Source organism: Sphingomonas sp. GC_Shp_3, assembly GCF_026540945.1.
Taxonomy (GTDB): domain Bacteria; phylum Pseudomonadota; class Alphaproteobacteria; order Sphingomonadales; family Sphingomonadaceae; genus Sphingomonas.
In genome coordinates this window covers 1,133,400-1,151,653 of record NZ_JALNUT010000001.1, presented here as the reverse complement: position 1 = coordinate 1,151,653, position 18,254 = coordinate 1,133,400, and the positions used below count along the sequence as shown (strand labels likewise).

At 60.7% G+C, this 18,254-nt stretch carries 10 protein-coding genes; 4 read left to right on the top strand and 6 right to left on the bottom strand.

Annotation, left to right across the window (positions count from 1 at the left end; translation table 11 throughout):
• Positions 1 to 72 precede the first annotated feature (72 nt).
• The gene (locus OXR00_RS05685) at positions 73 to 2,826 is read left to right on the top strand and encodes a Tat pathway signal sequence domain protein (RefSeq protein WP_267387069.1); all 2,754 of its coding nucleotides are present in this window, start codon (positions 73 to 75) and stop codon (positions 2,824 to 2,826) included.
• 87 nt (positions 2,827 to 2,913) lie between these two features.
• On the opposite strand, the gene OXR00_RS05680 is transcribed toward OXR00_RS05685, so the two are convergent.
• The 4 genes from OXR00_RS05680 to OXR00_RS05665 form a co-directional block, all read right to left on the bottom strand.
• A complete protein-coding gene (locus OXR00_RS05680; protein ID WP_267387068.1) occupies positions 2,914 to 4,305 on the bottom strand; it encodes a glycosyl hydrolase family 28 protein in 1,392 nt (463 codons plus the stop codon).
• The gene (locus OXR00_RS05675; RefSeq protein ID WP_267387067.1) at positions 4,302 to 5,429 is read right to left on the bottom strand and encodes a PKD domain-containing protein; all 1,128 of its coding nucleotides are present in this window, start codon (positions 5,427 to 5,429) and stop codon (positions 4,302 to 4,304) included. Before OXR00_RS05675 ends, OXR00_RS05680 begins: the two co-directional genes overlap by 4 nt.
• Before the next feature lie 152 nt (positions 5,430 to 5,581).
• Positions 5,582 to 8,635: a TonB-dependent receptor gene (locus OXR00_RS05670; RefSeq protein ID WP_267387066.1), complete on the bottom strand. Its 3,054-nt coding sequence runs from the start codon at positions 8,633 to 8,635 to the stop codon at positions 5,582 to 5,584.
• 45 nt (positions 8,636 to 8,680) lie between these two features.
• Positions 8,681 to 10,012 carry an oligogalacturonate lyase family protein gene (locus tag OXR00_RS05665; protein WP_267387065.1) on the bottom strand — a complete coding sequence of 444 codons (1,332 nt, stop codon included), beginning with the start codon at positions 10,010 to 10,012 and terminating at the stop codon, positions 8,681 to 8,683.
• A 193-nt stretch (positions 10,013 to 10,205) separates the two neighbouring features.
• On the opposite strand from OXR00_RS05665, the gene OXR00_RS05660 reads away from it, so the two are divergent.
• A complete protein-coding gene (locus OXR00_RS05660) occupies positions 10,206 to 11,519 on the top strand; it encodes an MATE family efflux transporter (protein WP_267387064.1) in 1,314 nt (437 codons plus the stop codon).
• Positions 11,520 to 12,600: 1,081 nt separating this feature from the next.
• Here OXR00_RS05660 and OXR00_RS05655 read toward each other — a convergent pair.
• On the bottom strand, positions 12,601 to 15,879 hold the full coding sequence (locus OXR00_RS05655) for an NACHT domain-containing protein (RefSeq protein WP_267387063.1): 3,279 nt from the start codon (positions 15,877 to 15,879) through the stop codon (positions 12,601 to 12,603).
• 229 nt (positions 15,880 to 16,108) lie between these two features.
• Between OXR00_RS05655 and OXR00_RS05650 the strand changes: the two genes are divergently transcribed.
• On the top strand, positions 16,109 to 16,693 hold the full coding sequence (locus OXR00_RS05650; RefSeq protein WP_267387062.1) for a recombinase family protein: 585 nt from the start codon (positions 16,109 to 16,111) through the stop codon (positions 16,691 to 16,693).
• Here OXR00_RS05650 and OXR00_RS05645 read toward each other — a convergent pair.
• On the bottom strand, positions 16,690 to 16,911 hold the full coding sequence (locus OXR00_RS05645) for a helix-turn-helix transcriptional regulator (protein WP_267387061.1): 222 nt from the start codon (positions 16,909 to 16,911) through the stop codon (positions 16,690 to 16,692). The two genes, OXR00_RS05650 and OXR00_RS05645, sit on opposite strands and share 4 nt — an antisense overlap.
• A gap of 154 nt (positions 16,912 to 17,065) precedes the next feature.
• On the opposite strand from OXR00_RS05645, the gene OXR00_RS05640 reads away from it, so the two are divergent.
• Positions 17,066 to 17,683: a hypothetical protein gene (locus OXR00_RS05640; RefSeq protein ID WP_267387060.1), complete on the top strand. Its 618-nt coding sequence runs from the start codon at positions 17,066 to 17,068 to the stop codon at positions 17,681 to 17,683.
• The last annotated feature ends 571 nt before the right edge of the window (positions 17,684 to 18,254 follow it).

The following is an 18,254-nucleotide window of genomic DNA, read 5'->3' as shown; positions in this document are numbered from 1 at the left end:
TCGTGCGATGCTGCGACAGCCGGAGTCGCCAGCGGTGCGCGCCGATACAATGATGATGAGGGAGAGGGTTCGATGAACGGCACCCGTTTGCGACGTCGCGACTTTCTGGCGAGCGCCGCCGCCACGGTGACTCTGGCGACCTTCCCGGCGCGCGCGTTCGGCGAAACGTTCGCAGCGGTCGGCGGCGACGACGTGGCCTGGCTCGACGAAACACTCCCGACCGGCCACGAAGGTTTGAGCTGGGGACAGCCGTGGCCGCGCGGCACACGCTATCGCAGCGGCGGTTATGCGTTGGCGGGTGAAGGCGGCGCGCGCGAGGCGCTGCAGAGCTGGCCACTGGCATGGTGGCCGGACGGGTCGATCAAATGGACCGGCCACGCGCTCGCCGCCGGTGGCGGTCGCGCGAAGGGACTGAAGATCGTTGCCGGCATCAGCCCACGGTCCCGCGACGGGGTGAACGTGCACGAAACCGCCGACGCGATCGAGGTGACGGTCGGCGATGTGCGCTGGCAGATCGGCAAGCACGGCGAGGCGGTGATCCGCTCCGCTGAGGTCGGCGGGCGCGAGGTGATGCGCGCGGTGCGCCTCGTCGCCAGCGCACAGGACCGGTCGGACGACGACGCCGATGGTGCAGCCACGTTGTCGCACGCGAGCAGCGCGATCCGAACCGCCACGATCGAACAGCGCGGGCCGGTGCGCGCAGTGGTGAAGCTCGACGGCACGCATCGCGGCAGCAGCGGCGACTGGCTCCAGTTCACCATGCGCCTCTATTTCCACGCCGGTTCCGCCTCGGTGCGGATCGTCCACAGCCTGATCTTCGATATCGACCCGGCCAAGCTGTTCGTGCGCGGTCTCGGTCTGGAGGGGCAGGTGCCCTTGAGCGACCCGCTGCACGACCGCCACGTCCGCTTCGCCGGGGAGAACGGCGGCCTGTGGGGGGAGGGCGTCCGCCCGCTCACCGGCCTGCGCCGCGACCCCGGCGCGGCGTTCCGCGAAGCGCAGATCGCCGGCCGCGCCACCCCGCCGCTCGCTTCGGCGTTGCCTGCGGTGCGCGACGAGGCGCAGTATATTACGCCGTGGGGCGAGTTCCGCCTGCGCCAGCCCAATGCGGACGGCTTCGCCATTACCAAGCGCACTGGTCCCGGCCATGGCTGGATCGACGTCGACACCGCCGGTCGCGCGCCCGGCCTCGGCTATATCGGCGGTGCGACCGGTGGCGGCGCGGCGTTCGCGATGCACGATTTCTGGCAGCGCCCGCCGGTCGGTCTCGATGTGGCGGGTGCCACCGGGGACGCCGCCACCTTTACGCTCTGGTATCATGCGCCCGACGCGCCGGCGATGGACCTGCGCTTCTACCACGATACCGAAGGCATGGCGGATTACGCGCACCAGAACCTCGGCCTCGACATCACCTATGAGGATTTCGAGCCTGGCTGGGGCGACGCGCACGGCATCGCCCGCACTACCGAATTCCGGCTGTGGGCGCTCCCCGCCACGCCGGAGCGCGCCCGCCTCCTCGAGATGGCCGCGCAGGTCGCGCAGCCGCCGCGCCTCGTCGCGCGGCCCGAGCGCGTCCACGCCGCCGAGCTGTTCGGCATCTGGGGACCGGTGCAGCAGGGCGGACCCTTGCGCGCGAAGATCGAGGGCCGCGCCAAGCGGGAGCTCGATTTCTACATCGGCCAGGTCGACCAGCGCCGCTGGTACGGCTTCTGGAACTATGGCGACGTGATGCACACCTACGATACCGATCGCCACGTCTGGCGCTACGATATAGGCGGCTTTGCGTGGGACAATAGCGAACTCTCCACCGATCTATGGTTGTGGTACGCCTTCCTGCGCACGGGCCGCGCCGACGTGTTCCGCATGGCCGAGGCGATGACGCGCCACACCGGCGAGGTCGACGTGTACCACACCGGCCGCTTCAAGGGGCTGGGCACGCGTCACGGCGTGCAGCATTGGGGCGACAGTTCCAAGCAGCCGCGCGTTTCGAACGCCGCCTTCCGCCGCGTCTATTACTACCTCACCACCGATGAGCGCTGCGGCGATTTGATGCGTGAACTGATCGACAGCGATCGCGCGCTGCTCACCGTCAACATCGGCCGCAAGGTCGAGGATCGCATCGGCGACAATCGCCCGCCCGGCGGCAATGCCGCGGTGTCCGCCGGGCAGCTGCCCGCGGGCCAGGTGTTCATGTCGTTCGGCACGAGCTGGGCAGCGCTGGTCGCGGCATGGCTCACCGAATGGGAACGCACCCGCGACCCGCATTGGCGCGACCGGATCGTCGCCGGCATGCGCTCGATCGCGGCGCTGCCGAAGGGCTGGTTCGCGGGCGGCGCGCCGTTTGATCTGGCGAGCGGTCGCTTCGTCGGCGGTGGCACGGAGGTCAGCATCTCGCACCTGAACGGCGTGTTCGGCGTCTTTGAGATCACCGCCGAACTGCTCAGATTGGTCGACGTACCGGCCTACCGCGAGACCTGGCTCGATTACTGCGCGTTCTACAACGCCCCCGCCGACGCGTTCCGCGCCAAAACCGGCGCCAGCGGCAAGGGACGCGGGCTGACACAAGCGCACTCGCGCTTTACCGCCTACGCCGCCGTCGAGCGCAAGGACCCCGCGCTGGCGCAGCGCGCGCTGGCCGAGTTCCTCGGATCGGGTGACCGCGCCGCGCGCGACCCGTGGCGCACGCTGCACCATGTCGAGGGTGCGGTGGTGCTCAAGCCGGTCGACGAACTGAGCGACGTCTCCACCAACGATGCCGCGCAATGGGGCCTCGCCGCTACCGCCAACCTCGTGCTGCTCGGCGATCTGATCGACAAGGCGCGTTAGGGCGAAGGAGTGCTGACGTGGCCTGTGGCGCTTTGACCTTGTCCACCATCTACCTTCCCCGGTGCGCCGGGAAGGTCGAAAGGCGTTTCACTCCCGTACCACCGCCGTCATCCCGGCATGCGCCGCGCCACCAGCAAATCCCGGCAGCGTCAGCCCGGTCACATTCACCGCCTGCACCGCGTTGGAGAAGCCCACGGGCGGTCGGTCCCACGCCACCCGGCAGCGGTCCAGCACCACGCGATCGACATGCCGCAGGAAGAACCCCGGCGTGTCATGCGGCTCCTCCGCCGCTACCGCGCTGGTCGGCCGGTTGTCGAACACCCCGCCGGGATAGCGCGTCCACCGCCCCAGCGTCACCGCCACCTGCCGGAAGGTGATGTCATGCGCGCGTGCGCCCGCGCTGCCCTCGATCCGCACGCTGTTCTCCGCGCGGCCGGTGACGCGCTCGACGGTGATGTGGTGCAGCGTCCCCACCCGCGTGGCGGGGTCACGAGGAATGGCGGTGAAGGAGATCGCCTCGCCGCGCCCCCACCATGGCGCGGAATAATGCCGCGCGGTAAAGCGGATATCGCGAAAGGTGATGCCATAGACGTTGCCCGCGTCGCGCAACTGGATGCACAGGCCGCGACTGGACGTGACGATTTCGCAGCGTTCGAACAGTACGTCGTGGATGTCCTGCACCGTCTCGGTGCCGATCTTCAGCCCGGCGTCCTGCGTCTCCAGCACGCAATCATACACATGGATGTTGCGCGACGGGCCGTACCGCTCATGCCCGCGCGTAGTCTTCACCACGATCGCATCGTCGCCGCAGCGGATGTGGCAGTTTCTGATCACCACGTCCTGGCAGTGATCGGGGTCGATGCCGTCGCAATTCGGCACATCGAGCTGGTTGTCGATACGGATGCGCTCGATCAACACTTTGCGGCAGCCGATCATGTGCACCGTCCAGAACGGCGCGCGGGCCAGCGTCAGGTCGCGGATCGTCAGGCCGGCGCAATCCTCCAGCACGAGCAGGCGCGGGCGAAACGCCTTGGGCACGTACCATTCGCCTGCCGCATCATAGCGTTCCATGAAGGCGGGCGACTGGCCGTCGATCGTTCCCGTGCCGGAAATGGTCAGGCCGGCCGCGCCGTTCGCGTGGAGCAACCCGGCGAGCGGATCGGCATAATCCTCCGCGCGCGTGGCGGCGAGCAGGGTGCCGTCGACCCGCAGCTCCATCCCGCCCTTCAGCGTCACTGGCCCGGTCACGAAGCGCAGCCCCGCCGGCACCAGCACGCAGCCGCCCGGCGCGGCGGTATCGATCGCGCGTTGCAGGGCGGTGGTGGCAAGCGTGCGGCCATCGCCGACCGCACCGAAATCGCGAATGTCGAGCGGGCGCCCCGCCGCGCCCGCGCGCGTGGCGATGCCAGCGGCGGCGAGCGCGCCGGTGGCGATCAGGCTACGACGGTCGATGGCGGGGGCAGGGGCGGGGTTGGTCACTTCGGCGGATCTCCTGCGAACGAGACGTCCCACACCTTGGCAAGCGTCGACGTCCCCGCCGGCCCGGTCGCGCGCAGGCTCACCACGAACTTGCCGGGCGTGGTGTAGCTGTGCACCGGGTTCTGTTCGGCGGAGCGGGTGCCGTCGCCGAAATCCCAATCCCAGCGGTTCCGGGTTCCGAGCGTATCGTCATGGAACGCCACCGTCCGCCGCGCCCGGTCGAGGATCGCGAACGACCAGTCCGCCTTGATCGGCGGGCGCTGGTCGCTTTCCAGCGGCATCAGCCGGAAGCCGCACAGTTCGGACGCCTGGCCGTACATGGTGTGATGCGGCGACAGGTTCCAGAACTGGCTCTTCTTGTCCGGTCCGTCATAGTCGATCACCGCCCATGACAGGCCGATCACCTTGCCCTCGCTCAGATCGCTCTCCACCGAATAGGCCGCGCCGCGTGCATCGGCATGGTCGAATGGGGTGATCCAGAACTCGGCGGTGAGTTTGCCCGGCTGGCCGGGTTTGAAGCTGTACTGGTAGGCGATGTTCGATGACGGCAGCCGCTTGATCCACGCCGCCTGCGGCCCCCATGCCATCGCCCAGTCCTTATCCTTTGCGGGCGTGAAGATGTGGTAGTTCTGCGCGTCCTGGTTCTGGAAATCGAACCATGCCTGATCGTCGCTCACCCCCGGCCCGGTATCGCCATCGCCGGCTTTGAGCGGGTGGAACCGCGAGATGAACGGCCCGCCCGAACGGTTCCCGTCCACTGCAATTTCGAACGTGTCGTTGTGCAGGCCGGGGCCGGCGAAATCCCAATAGTCGTCATACGCTTCGTACAGGACATAGAGCCGGTTCAGCCCCTTTACCCAGCCGACCTTCACCGAAACGTCGAGGCTGCGACGGTCGGGCTTGGTGCCGCTGCCGGTATCGGCGGCAAGCGCATCGGTGCCGATTGCGTAGCGCGCCGGCACCTTCGCCCAATCGTCCGCGCTGCCGTCGATGCGCGGAATGGCGTCGGCGGGGAACTGATAGATCGGATAGCCTGCCGCCGGGCAGCCTAGCCCAAAGGTGGGAAGCGGTAGCCCCGCGCAGACTGCCGCCAGCATGACGCCTGGCGTGCGTAGCCACGTCACGCGTGACCACCTTCGTTCGCGAAAGGCTTCACATCTTGCCACGGTTCGCCCCTCTCGAGCGCAGATACAAAAGCGCCGCCCGGCATATGTGACGGACGGCGCAAGTGGGAGGGAGATCGCGCCGCCCGATGAGGAGCGGCGCGAGGATCACGTCAGAACTTGTACCGAGCGCCGAAGAAGAACTGCCGGCCCGTCGAGCTATAGGTCTGCTGGTCGCGACGCTCTTCACCGTCCCAATAGCTGGTCGGCTGATTGGTGAGGTTGATCGCGTCCACCGTCAGCGTGACATGCGGGGTGAGCTTGTACGAAGCCGACATGTCGAAGTTCGTGCTCGAATACGAACCGGCCGTATCGGCGTACCCGGCGCGCAGCGGCACCGTCCGCAGATATTCGTCACGATACGCGAGCGAACCGCGGATCGAGAACTTGTCATCCTCGTAATACAATGTCGCGTTTGCCGAATTCGGCGAGACGTTGACCAGCGGCGCGCTGAACGTCGGGCCGGCCGCATTGGTGGTGAGAATGTAGCTGATGTTCGACTTGATGTGCGTATAGTTCAGGATCGTGCCGAAATGCTTGAGGAAGCCGGGCAGGAACGTAAACGGCTGCTGATACTGGATCTCGACACCCTTGATCTTGCCGCCTGAAGAGTTGGCGTAGGAGGTGACGGTTGTCGTCGTATTCGGATCCTGCGCTGCGGTCAGCAGCTCCAGCGGCAGTCCGGCGGCGGCATAGGTCGTCGTCGAGCTGATCTGCTGCACGAAGCTCGACACGTCCTTGTAGAAGAACGACGCCGACAGCAGCGCGCCATGCTGGAAATACCATTCCACCGACGCATCGAGGTTGGTCGCTCGGTACGGATCGAGGTTCGGGTTGCCCACCGTCGCCGAGAACGGCGGGTTGGCGGTGGAGATCGAGCCGCCCGGCGTCAGGAAGCTGAGCGAAGGGCGCGACATCACCTTGGCAGCGGCGAACCGCGCGGTCAGCTTCGGCGTGACATCGAGCGCGAGGTTCAGCGCGGGCAGCCAATCTTCATAGTTGCGCGTGAAGTTGACCGCCGTGCCGATGCCGACATAGCCTTCCGAATATTGATGCGTGTGCGCGTAGCGGATGCCGGCATCGCCGCGCAGCGCCATGCTGCCGAGATCCATGTTGAAGTCGAACTGGAGGTACGGGCTGACGTCCTCCTCCTGCACCGCGCGGTTGTCGCCCTGCGCACCGGTGCCGAGGCTGCCGAGGCGGAAGTCGCCGTACTGGTTGACGCAGTAGCAATCGACCCCGAAGGCATCCATGATCTTGCCGATGTTCGGCACGATAAAGCTGGAGGTCGATCCGTTCGACAGGCCGATCGTGTCGATGTTGATCGGCGCGGTGCTGACGTCGCCGATCGTCAAGCCAGCGGAAGACAGCGACGGAACCGTGCCGGTCGAGGCGATGCGCTGCTGCCGGCGCGAGATGAAGTTGAAGCGTTTGTACGCGCCGCCGAACTTCACCGTGAACTGGTCGTTCACCTCCCACTTCAGGTCACCCTTTACCGTGTGCAGCCGGTTTGTGACCTTGTTGGTGTATTCGCGGATCTGATCGTAGCCGTTGAGGAACTGCCAGTTGTTCGGATTGGTGGCGTCGAACCCATAATTGAGGATCGGTCGCGTCGGGTTGGTGCGCGCGTCGTACACGAAGCCATCACTGTCGAAGCGGCTGAACGTCACGAGCCGCGAGTACGGATTGTCGAAGATCGATTCGCTCTGCCCGTATTGTAGGTGCAGATTGACCTTCTCCCCGATCTTCTGATCGATGTTGATGCCGGCCTGATAAAAGCTGGTGGTCGAGCGGTTCTCGCTGTTCGTCACGCTGAAATCGGTGTCGTCGAACACCCCGTAGACCAGCTGTCCGCTGGCATCGACCTGCGCATCCCGGATCTTCATGTTGGGGCGGCCGGTCAGCTGCGCGGCGGTCAGACCCGCCGTCGCCGTGCCGTTGGCACGATTGAGGCTGATCGGGTTGGTGGCGAGATCGTTCTGATCCTGCTTGTAGCGCGCGTACACGCCGTCGATCGTGATGAGCGTCGTGTCGGTCGGCTTGGCTTGGAACGTACCCGCGAAGCCCATCCGCTCTTCGCGGTCGAGGAAGCGGCCATAACCGGGCAGCTTGGGCACGAATACGTTGGGCTGGTTGACCGTGTTGTACGCCGACGGGGTCGAACCGGGATATTGGCCGGTTGCGGGGATGCACGGGTTGGTGACCGGCTTGGAGCCGACCAGCGGATCGACCGGGGTGACCGGCGTGTTCGGCACCACCGGGCAAAAGCCGCCGTTCACGCCGCCGAAATCCGCGAGCGCGGTGTCGGAATAGGCGTCTTCCTGCACGTTGCGCTTGCTGTAGGCGCCCGACAGCATGATGCCGATGCGACCATCCGCGAACGTCTTGCTGACCGATCCGGCTAGACGCGGTTCGACGTTCTTGTTGATATCGTAATAGGCGGTTTGAGCCGAGAACGCCGCCTGCCAGCCCTTGGGCAGATCGAACGGCCGCGCGGTCTGGAGATCGACCGTCGCGCCAAGCGACCCCTCGTCAATCTCCGCGGACTGCGTCTTGCGCACGACGATCGAGTTGAACAGCTCGGACGCGAGCACGCTGTAATCGAAGCTGCGCCCCTTGTTGACGCCTGCGCCCAGCGTCGAGCCGGTCGTTGCGATCGTCGATTCAAGGCCATTGAGGCGGGTGCGGCTGAAGTCGCCGGACAGGCCGCGCACGGTGATCTGGCGACCTTCGCCACCGTCACGCTCGATCGAGATGCCGGGAATGCGTTGCAGCGAGTCCGCGAGGTTAGCGTCCGGAAAGGAGGCGATGTCGGACGCATTGATCGCATCGACCACGCCGTTCGACTGTTTCTTCACGTTGAGCGCGGAGACGAGGCTCTGGCGATAGCCGGTGACGACGATGTCCTGCACCGGCGCGGCCGTGGCGGGCTGCGCGGCGGGGGCAGGGGCGCTCGAAGCTTCGGCTGGCGTCTGCGGGGTCGGGGTTGGTGTCGTCGTGGCCGTTGGCGTGGCGAGCGGGTCGGCGCTCGGCTGCGCGGCGGTGGCGGTCGCGGGGGCGGCCGTGCTTTGCGCGAACGCCGCGGCCGGCATCGCGAGCATACCCGCCATCGCCAGCGTGGAGGTGCATGTCACCAGACTTTGCCGCGTCGCGAAGATCTTCGTCATCTCGTTCTTCCCTGCACTGATTCTTGTACGAAACCGGCGGTCGGTTCACTTCGCCTTGGCGATTTCAACCGCGTAGACCTGCGTGCCGCCGTACATGTTGGAGCGGAACACCAGCCATTTGCCGTCCGGCGTGAAGTTGCCGTTCGGCTCCAGGCGGTAATCCTGCTTTGCCATGTTCACGAGCTTCTCGGAGGTGAAGTAGCCCGGCTTGATGAGCGAGGCGGCACCGGGCGCATGGATGCCGGCGACATCGGGAATGCCATGCGGCGTGAACAGGTAGAGGTACTTTCCGTCCGGTGCGTGCGCAACCATCTCGGGATCGCCGCCGTCACCGGAGAAGTGCTGACCGTCGGGTGCGCTGTGGTAATGTACCGACCATTCGTTGCGCTGGAGGTGGTAGCGCGTGCGCGCACCGGTCGCGACGTCATAGCCCGCCACCCAGAAATCCTCGCCACGCGGCGTTTGCAGGTCGTACCAGATCGTCTTGCCGTCCTGGCTGAACCATTCGTGCCCGGCAATTTCCATGTTCATGATGCGGTGGTGGAGGGCAAGCGGCGGCGTCTCGGGATGGTCGAGCCGCATCAGCCATAGCCGGTCGACCTTGTGCCATGGCCCCTCGTGGCAGAACATCAGCAGCTGCGGATCGGTGGGCGAGAACTGCAGATGGTTCAGCCAGTCGGTCGCGCGGTGGATCACGCGCTTTTCACCGGTGCGCGTGTCGATGGTGAACATCGTCATCGGGATCTTGGCCTCGAGGCGCTCGTTCATGCGCACCTCCTTGGACTCGGCGTAGCTGAGCGGTTTTCCGTCCGGGCCGTTCGCCTTGTAATCGGCCTGATCGTAGCGGGTATCGCGCTTCTTGAATGCGTCGAGTGCGCCGCTGGTCGAGGCGGGATCGGTGTCGACGCCGGCCAGCAAGGTCTCGTCCGAATTGATCGTCTGGATGTCGCCCCGGTCCAGCGTCGCGACCTTGCGCACCTTGCCGCTATCCACATCGGCGGCGAACACCGTCTTTGGGCCGGTGCCGTCGGCGGATTGCGTCTGGTAGAATGCGGTGCGGGTGCGGTGGCCGACGAACAGGAAACGGAACGGCGTGGCGATCTTGACGAAGGTCGTCAGCTTATGAGTCTTGAGGTCGACCCTGGCGAGACCTTGCGGTGTGGAAATGACGAGCTGATCGCCCTGTGGGGTGTAGCCGTTAAAGTTGAAATAAAGGCTGGAACTGCCCGGTTCGTCGGACAGGCGGACGACGCGGTGCCCGGTTGAAGGGTCGATCCACGCGCGCGGCACATTCTGCGCCTGCGGCTGTGCGTGCGCGGCGATGGGGGCAAGCGCGATGATCGTTGCCGATATCATCCGTTGCGAGATGCGCCCCATGATCGATCCTCTCATATGTTCATATTATGGGACGATCTTCTATATAATGCCTTACTTATTGTCAACCCAGATTGGCGGTATTTGATGTACCGGGTCGCCGAAACTTGCGCTTGCCGTTCCATCCGGCTCCGTTCATCGCCGGATGATGCAGGCGTCGGGGGATACACATTGGTGGTGGCGCGAAGTGCGTGCGATGGTCGCGCTCGCGTATCCGCTCGTTCTGACCAATCTTGCACAGGCGCTGATCGCAACTACCGATGTGGTGCTGCTCGGCTGGGCCGGGGCGCACACGCTGGCGGCGGCGTCGCTCGGCGTTAATCTCGTCAACGCCTGCGTGTTCTTTGGCACCGGACTGGTCAGCGCAGCCGCGCCCATGATCGCGCAGGCGCTCGGTGAGCGGAGCAATGCGGTGCGCGACGTGCGGCGCACGGTTCGGCAGGCGATGTGGGTGTCGGTCGCGCTCGCCGTGCCGATGTGGCTGTTGCTGTGGCAGGCCGAACCGATCCTGCTGTTGTTCGGCCAGCAACCGGATCTCGCGCACGACGCGGTTCGGCTGGTGCACCCGATGATGATCGGACTGCTGCCGCTATTCTTCTATTACGTGCTGCGTGCGTTCGTCTCCGCGCTCGAACAGCCGATGTGGGCGTTCGTGATCGGCGCGGTCGCGGTGGTGCTCAATGCGGTGCTTAACTACGCGCTGATCTTCGGGCGGTTCGGCCTGCCGCCCCTCGGCCTGTTCGGCGCGGGGTTGGGGAGCGCATTATCCAATCTGTTCATGTTCGTCGGAATGGTTTTGGTGGTGACGCGGCAGCGCCGCTTCCGCCGCTTTCACCTGCTCGGCAACTGGTGGCGGGCGGATTGGGCGCGGTTTCGTGGATTATGGCGGATCGGCCTGCCAATCGCGGTGACGGTCGGGTTCGAGGTGACGATCTTCAATTGCGCGGTTTTCCTGATGGGGCTGATCGGTACCGCCGAACTCGCCGCGCACGCTATTGCCATCCAGCTTGCCGCCTTGTGCTTCATGATCCCGCTCGGGCTTGCTCAAGCGGCGACGGTGCGGGTCGGGCTGGCCTTCGGGCGCGGCGATGCGGCGGGCGTGTCCCACGCCGGGCGCGCGGCCTTGGCGATCACGATGGTGGTGATGGCGGTGACCGCATCCATCCTGCTGGTCCTGCGGTCGGAACTGGTTGCTTTGTTCCTTGAGCCGCATAGCCTCGCGGAACAGCGCGTTGCCACGCTTGCGGTGTCGTTCCTCGGCGTTGCGGCGCTATTCCAGTTCTTCGATGGTGCGCAGGCTGTGGGCGCGGGGATGCTGCGCGGGCTTCAGGATACCTTCGTGCCGATGCTGCTCGCACTGGTGGGGTACTGGATCGTTGGCTTGGGAACGGCGGTGGCGCTTGCATTCTGGTGGGACTGGGGCGGCCTTGGGGTTTGGATCGGGCTTGCCGCAGGGTTAGCATCGGTAGCGGTGCTGATGGTGGGCCGCTGGACGCTGCGCGTACGTTGATACCGCTACCAGTTGCAATCTTTGCAACCGGTAGCGTGGTGTTCGCACTTGCAGCATGATCCGCAGCGCCGCATGTAAACGGTGCCTTTCAGGCATCCTCTCCTAAAACTTACAAAAGCCGGTCCTTTTGGGGATCGGCTCTTTTTTTGCTCGCGCCGCACTAGTAGATCGCTCGGCAGGCCAGCTTGGGGCGAGCGATGCGCTAGAGCTTCTACTGCTCCGGCTTCATCATGCCATGACCGTGTAATCCCGATCCCGGCCTGCCTGCTGCCCGCGCTGGCTTTGCTAACGTGCAGGATCACAGTTTTGATGGGGGGGGGGGGTGCCCGAGGACGGAGTCGAACCGCCGACACTGCGATTTTCAATCGCGGACGAGGATGTTCCCGGCGCATCCCAAAACTTCCTAAGTCTCTATAATGATGAAGAATTGTGATATTTATCAAGTTGACCGCTTACCCGGATTGGCCCTCCATTTCCTCCAATTTCCCGGCTTGATTACACAGGATTTACACACGATCGCGTACGAGAGCCGCGATACGAGGGGGTATGCTGTACGGAACGGATGCGCGGAAACGCTACGATCACGCATCGTAAGCAGCGGCTTTGAAGACACAGCGTTGCGCATCGCTATGTCGTGTTCAGGTTAAGCGCATGGAGAAGCTGCAACGCAACCCACCCTGGTCACGCGATGAATTTATACTGGCGCTCGACCTGTACTTTACGAACCCCGCTAGCCCGCCTGAGAAGGGCAGTAGCGCGGTTGCCGAGCTCCGCGATCCTCAACAAGCTTCATCGGTTAAATGGTGTCAGCGGCGCTCCTACGCTTCGTAACGAAAACGGCGTTTATCTTAAGATGATGAAACTGCGCGCACTGGACCCTGCCTACACCGCACAAGGCAAGGTGGGGATGCAATCGGGTGGCGCGCTCGAAGAGGTTGCATAGGCTGATTACAAGGGCCAAAGGGCTCTCAAGGCAAAAATTGCGGCACTCATCTACGAAGTGTGATCGACCCATGAGGCACGCACAAGCCGTCCTACAATAAGGAAAAGCGGGCCTTGAGAGGTTTGGCAGTGTTAATTCTTAAACATGAGACACCTTGACACCCGGCTTGCCATTTAACTCACTAATTTGATGCTGATATCCAAGAGAGATGGATTTCAGGTTCGGAGAGTCTACTAAAAACCTCAAATCTGCTTCTTTACTTATACTCAAAGTCAATTCTTGCAAACTTTCAAGTTCTTGAATAGCCTGCACGTCGATTAGGTTTGGTGCGCGGATAATTCGAAGTCTTTTCAAGTTTTTTAAATTTGATAGCGCCCGAATGTCTTTTAAGTTTGGCGCTCCCGTAATGCGAAGAGTAGTGATACTTAGAGCATCTTTGAGGCCCTCAAGAGTCTCGATTGCCTCAGAAAGCGAGCCGAGCACGACATTAGCAAGCGACTGGCATTTTGAGAGAACTAGAAGCTCTTCCTCCAAGTGTATGTTGTGGATCGTCAAAATTTTGAGTTTTGCAAAGCCTTGAATATAAGAAAAATCATCGAAGGGCGACCTGTTGTAAAGCTGGACCTCTCTGACCGAATTATCTGCTCTAGGACTCCCTAATACTGATTTCCCGATGTTCTGGGCACCGAAAAAAGTTATCGATGATGGGAGGCTCTCAATGTTGAATGGCTCATTGGTTTCCCCTGCAAATAACAGCCGTTGCAAGTTAGTAAATGCGGAAACATCATTGATGTTGTCAATGATCTTTCCAGTAACGGTTAGCGCTCTCAATTCTTGAAGTGAAACAATATTGCGAATGTCAATGCTCCCCTCACTATATATTGAGAGCCTAAATAGTTGTCTCAGGCTGGCAATCTGATGCATAGCCCACTCGGGCAGAACTTGTCGTCTTAGAGCTACCACTAGGCCGGTGGTTTTCAGAAGATATTGGATACCCTTTAGGTAATCGGCGTAGTCAATTCTTATGCTACCAAATACCCCGGAACTCTGCGAGAGAACCTCTTTTGCGTATTCCTCCGCATCGAAAAATGGCCAAGCAGAAATCACTTCTTTGGCAACCGTCACGCGGGGATCAGGGGCGAAGTCCGCTATATACCTAAGCGCCTCTGGTGTTCCAATAAGCCTCAAAGCCCGCACACACGACGCAGCCGTTCTTGCGTAAAGCCCGCTACCGTACTTCAAGAGCGGCAGCGCCAGCTCACCTGCTGCGCTTAGGGAACGGGCTTCGGTGAAGGTGCTTGGCGCTGACATGCTCGCAAGACGGTTTTTTATTCCCAGCTGGAGAATGGGATCGAGCTGTGTGCAAGTCTCCAAACACCTGACCGCCAGCAGATGAAAGGTTGCCCTTCGCGCTCCGCTGGTATCGCCAGCTTCAAGCAAACTGGTAATGAATTCCGCGCGCCTGCGCTCGTCGGTCATCGCTACAGCGAGAACGGCCACTTCTCTCCAAGCTTCATTTTCAATGACAGATTGAAGGAAACCGAATCTATCTGCCGCAGTTACAGCTTTCGCACAGAGATATTCCTTGAAAGCGTTGTGAACAAAGTCAACCTTCCCCTCAACTGGCGATCTAATAAGGCCACTTCTTTGTATCAAAGCCGCAACTATCTCCTTAGAAGTCACTGTGGACGAAAGCTTCGTAAACGCCGGCATAATAGATGATACGAAATCCTCAATTCGCCATTGGTCCGCCATGGACGTACCATTCTGCATCATCCAGAATGCAATCTCTTGTATTAAACTTTGCTTGGTCTCAAAGTCTAATCTGACGATGGATTCGACCTTTATGCGCCTTTCCTCGTCTCTTCCGTGAAGAATCATTTGCACGGCCGCATCATATAAAGCGATTCGATTGTTTGGTAAGACCTGCTTTCTGTCGCGATTCATTGCACAAAGCATTGCGCATAGTAGTGGCGTGCCCGCTAGCTCGCGCAATGCGCGGTCAACTCGAATCCGTTCCTTTAGCGGGGCGATCAGCGCCATTACAGCCGTCCGCTTAGGCAAGTCCTGTTCTTCTCCGGCTACTGCTTCATGCCAATGCTCGATGAAAACTGCTACGTCATCAGGTGACATAGGCAATAGTTCAAGTTGCTTAAATCCTTTTTGCGTAAGCCACCCATCTGGTATTGCTGTTGGACGACTCGTCACCACGACTCGTATGGCCTGAAACTCGTTTAATATACTTTCAACCCACTTGCGTGTAGCTTCGCGCCTCTCGTAAGAAACTTCATCAAGCCCATCGATTAAAACCAATCCGCGACCATTCCGTAGCTGCTGATGAACCCATCCGCTTGGCATAGTTCCAGATATCATAGGGGCCACTAATGCTGGGAGGTCTTCCGGTGCAGGCAGGGTGCTGCCCGTTAGCGCGCGCAGTCTTACGAAAAATGGGATTAGTTGATTCCAAGAATCCATTTCTGCTTCGAAAGAGGCGGTAGCGCATCGAACCGCTAGAGACTGTAACAGGGTTGTCTTGCCTGACCCAGCCTCCCCCTTGATCACCACCAGCTTACTTAAGTTCGCGGCTTCTTCCGCGCGCACCGAAAATGCTAACTTTTTTAGGATCGCATTGTCGCCTTCCGAATCTTGCTCTGTTTCCTCATTTTCCTGCGCAGTTTCGATACCGCCGCTTACATTGAGGCTAATGTATGCAGTAGATAGACTATGTTGCCTACTAGACTGCCGTAGGCCGGAATCCAATCCAAATAATTCTATCCGGTCTAACTCACGGGCAATAGATCGCCTATAGTTCTCTTCGAACCACTTGTATGCCGCATCGGAAGAGTCTCTAATAGACACCTCTCTTATAGACTTAACCTCATCAAAAACCCTGTCCAGTTTATTTATCATCTCAGCTTCGCGCTTCAAAACCTCGGCAAAGGTATCTCGGTGAAACTCCGGAAATGAAGAAACTAGATCGGAGATAAGTTGAGCTGCTTCACTCGCCAACACTTTCGCCAGCTTTTGGCCCTCCGAGGTTAGCCCTCCGTCTATAAGCCTTCCACTAATTAGCGCGGTTAATCGATCAGTATTGAAGTCAAGGGCTGCCATTAAAGAAGAATTTATGTCAATTTGGTCGATTGTGTTTTGCACAACATTAATTGCAGCTATCTTTTCCTCGTCCGGTAACGTCGCCCATTCGAACCGGATGTAAGCCTCCAAGACATCAGAGGCGCTCTCGCTAATTCGAGCAAGCTGGCGCTCCGCCGCACCCCGTGCGCGTCGGTCGGTTATGACGGTCTTTAGCCAATCAGCGGCGGTTTCGGAGGCGCTAGACGCGAACTCGTTATCCTTAAACCAGGCCTTGAACACTGCTTTCCCCACGGCATAGCCTAGGATCGTCGTTACCGGTTCCATCGCGTAGCTCCCCAACTCTCGTCAGGCCGGGATGCCTGATTTTCGGTGGCGAAGAAAGGTGCATGCGGCCGGCGTCGGTAACGCACCGCGATTGATAACTGGAATATGTAAGTGGCTCTAAATCGGTCCTTTCAGATACAATAAGCAGAACACTAACGGAAATTAGAGTCGACTATAAAAGATACAGCTATTAGTTACGTGACACGATTCGGATACAGAAGGTGTCAGCATGAGCCGCGTTTTTGCATATTGCCGGGTTAGCACAGGCGATCAGACGACCGACAATCAGGTACGCGAGATTGAAGGGGCGGGCTTTGCAGTCGATGCCAAGCGTATCATCACCGAGACGGTATCCGGGTCGGTGGCGGCGTTGGAGCGTAAGGGCTTCGCTAAGCTGGTGGACCGGCTTGAGGCTGGCGACGTGCTGATTGTTACAAAGCTTGATCGGCTCGGCAGGAACGCAATGGACCTGCGCGCCACCGTTGAACGCCTTGCGGGTGAAGGCGTTCGGGTTCATTGCCTCGCGCTTGGCGGCGTCGATCTTACCAGCGCGGCAGGCAAGATGACGATGGGCGTTATCGCCGCAGTTGCCGAGTTCGAACGCGACTTGCTGATCGAACGTACACAGTCAGGTCTTGCCCGCGCCAAGGCGGCAGGAAAGGCTCTAGGAAGGCCACAGGCCCTCAGCAAACAGCAGCAAGAGCAAATCATAGCTGCGCGTGCGCAAGGTGTCTCCTTGGGCGTCTTGGCGAAGCAGTACAATGTATCGCGTCCTGCAATTCAGCGCGTCGAAAAGCGATCGGCGTCGGCCTAGAGGGGTAAAGCCTCGGGAAGTTCAAGCCGCAGGATGCGAAGCAACTCCCCCGGCTGCCTGCCCAACGCCTCCGCGATGACGATAAATTCGAATAGGTCGAGCCGTCGCTCTCTCAATTCGATTTTATTAACAAAGGACGGCGGCTTGCCGATACGGCGTGCCAGTTCGCGCTGGCTGATGCCCTCTTCCTGCCTAATGGCCGCAAGGTGGTCGATCATGCTCTTATATTCTGACGACGCCACCCAACCGCGTTGCATTCGATGGCCTCGATTAATCCGGGGCAATCGAAATATCCCTCCTTGCGATTGTCCCCATGATGGGGACATAAGCCGAGCACGGGTGGGAACACCGTAGCAAAAGAATGGGGGCAACATGCTCGTCGGCTTCGTGTTTGTCGTAATAGGCTTCATCGCCATCTGTATTGTGATGGCACGGCGAATTTCGGCGGTGCAGCGCGCTAAGGTTGCGACGCTATCTACCATCGAAGGCTTCACCCCAGCCGTCACCTACGACGGTCTGCCCGGCTGTTACGGGGTTAGCATTGACACTTCATCCGAGCAGATCGCACTTATCGGAGTGGGTGTCCCGCCAAAGGTTTTCCGCTTTGACCAACTTATCGAAGTTGGTGTTGAGCGCGATGGAAATACAGTTACCACCACGAACGGGCGGAGCGGGATAGCTGGGGGTGCGGTCGGTCTGGCGTTAATTGGGCCGCTCGGACTTGCTCTCGGTGGTGCAACGCGATCCGTTGGCACAACTACGTCCAAAGTGACCGAGTTGTCGCTAAAACTCTATTTCAGCGACTTGGTGACGCCGTTCTGTAAGGTGGAGTTCTACAAGAACTCGGCGGGCGGCGGGCCGAACAATGGCGCGCTAACATTGCGGGCGAAGACCTTGGAAGAGTGGTACGGGCGATTTCGTACTATATTGTCGCAAGGACACCAGCGCGTAGATGAGGTTACTATGTCTGCGCTTACCGCACAAAGCTGACCAGCGGCACCGGCAAATAGCAGGTCGAAGTCCTAGGTGTATCGCATACACAATACACCTTTCAACGTGCATTTTTATGCCGAGATTATGCTACCCTCACACTTCTAAAACGCTGACGGCAATTGCGTCGCGGTTGCTAAGATCACACGGGCAAGCTCCTTTGCGGCTTCTGCCTTATGCGTTCATTGGGTGCGGTAATGCCGACACGCGACCAACCGGCCCCCATAATTGAAGTTGGAGTGGTTCCGAGTCACTCGGTTATGTCAGTTATCTGCATCCGCCTGCCTGAATGCGGACGGACTGCTTCCCATCACATTGATACGTTCGCGCGCTTCACCCTCTGTAGAGCAAACCCTGGCGAACCGACGGCACCGGTTTGGATATGCCTATATTCGCCCGCAGAAGCTCGCACAGCGTGATTGTCGGCATCTATTTATATATCCCGGACAAAAACCAGTAGGCCTTCTGTACGGGGCTTAAAACTGACATTCTCCTAATTGCAATGATTCTATTAGTTCCGGTGGCATGGAAGCTGTGTACCACCGTATCGTTTCTAGTAAGGTAGGTAGTG